Source organism: Paenibacillus sinopodophylli, from assembly GCF_005930355.1.
GTDB classification, from domain to species: Bacteria; Bacillota; Bacilli; order Paenibacillales; family Paenibacillaceae; genus Pristimantibacillus; species Pristimantibacillus sinopodophylli.
Genome location: NZ_VDBO01000104.1, coordinates 1 through 221, shown reverse-complemented (window position 1 = coordinate 221; position 221 = coordinate 1). Strand labels below are relative to the sequence as shown.

Annotated in this window: 1 tRNA gene; it reads right to left on the bottom strand. The window is 48.0% G+C overall.

From position 1 onward, the window contains the following. Position 1: 1 nt before the first annotated feature. Positions 2–74 (bottom strand) — tRNA-His (locus FGT79_RS30870). Positions 75–221 lie beyond the last annotated feature (147 nt).

The following is a 221-nucleotide window of genomic DNA, read 5'->3' as shown; positions in this document are numbered from 1 at the left end:
GGGCGATCGAGGGGAATTGAACCCCCGAGTGTCGGATCCACAAACCGATGCGTTAACCACTTCGCCACGACCGCCATGTTATCATTCAAGTACAGGACAAAAAATAAAACCCACAGGTGTGGGTCATCTGCTAATGCTTGCATTAGCAAGTTGCGCCCTGAAAACTGGATACGAAAGAATAGGTTTGCTGAACCTTATATAGCTGCTGTCTACCGGATGTA